Annotated in this window: 1 tRNA gene and 1 rRNA gene; both read left to right on the forward strand. The window is 51.2% G+C overall.

Annotated elements, in window-relative coordinates:
- Positions 1-163 precede the first annotated feature (163 nt).
- Positions 164-239 (forward strand) — tRNA-Ala (locus IFT66_RS23325).
- Between the two features lie 591 nt (positions 240-830).
- Positions 831-1,096: ribosomal RNA gene (locus tag IFT66_RS23330) — 23S ribosomal RNA — on the forward strand; the annotation flags it as partial.

Genomic DNA, 1,096 nt, shown 5'->3' on the forward strand with positions numbered 1-1,096 from the left:
GCGTGGGGTCGGTAGTTCGAGTCTACCCGGGCCCACCATTCATCTTGGTGAATGTGGTGCTGGTCGGGGTGGCGAACGCAGTCGATAAGATCGTGTGGATTATGGTGTTGATGGACGGGCTTTTTGCTAATTCCTATTGGCTTTTGCCTCCGTTGAAACGATTGGGGCTTTAGCTCAGCTGGGAGAGCACCTGCTTTGCAAGCAGGGGGTCAACGGTTCGATCCCGTTAAGCTCCACCATATTTGGTCCTCACGGCGAGCGCGCTCTTTGAGCGCTGCCTGCGGACGGCGCGCCGAACGATCGGCGACGGCCTCTGGCCTACGGGGTGAGCCACTTGATGGTTCCCCTGTCGTATTGTCTTCTGAAGAAATAAAGGTTTGCACGACGCATCTGCGTTTGTGCCTGTTCTGCAAAATTGTGAAGAGAAGATTGATCTGGATGCTTCCAGGTATTTTTGGGTTTTGACCCAAAGATGTCCGAGCCCGGTTCTGATGATACCAAGGATGACCTAGCCGGTCGGATCTGGAGGAAGAACTGGAGTAGGTAGGAAGCATGTCACTCTGGTCGGTCGTTGTTGGTGTTTTGGGGCTTGGCTCCTGAACTACCTCTGACGACTTATTGATGTCCGTTTGCTAACCGCGCGGACCCGGATTTAATCTCGAGAAGCTGGTCTTAAAGATCAGGACACAAGTGAACCGCTCGGCGTGGTTCCAATAAAGTGGCCTGATCGAACACGTTGATGGCATCATGAGAAGGTTGGGTTGTAAAAGGTAGCCCTTCCGCTCGCTCCTCTGGGGTGAGCTATATTGATGAGCATTGGCAATGAGAACGATGAAGTGTTTTAAGGGCATTTGGTGGATGCCTTGGCATGCACAGGCGAAGAAGGACGTGATACGCTGCGAAAAGCCGTGGGGAGCTGCGAATAAGCTTTGATCCATGGATCTCCGAATGGGGCAACCCACCTTAAATACCTAGAAAGTTTAAGTCGTCTTTCGGGACGGTTTAGATTTCTAGGTATTATCAATAAGGTATCTACACCTGAATACATAGGGTGTAAGAAGCGAACTCAGGGAACTGAAACATCTAAGTACCTGAA

Source organism: Rhizobium sp. CFBP 13726 (assembly GCF_014841925.1).
Classification (GTDB): Bacteria; Pseudomonadota; Alphaproteobacteria; order Rhizobiales; family Rhizobiaceae; genus Neorhizobium; species Neorhizobium soli.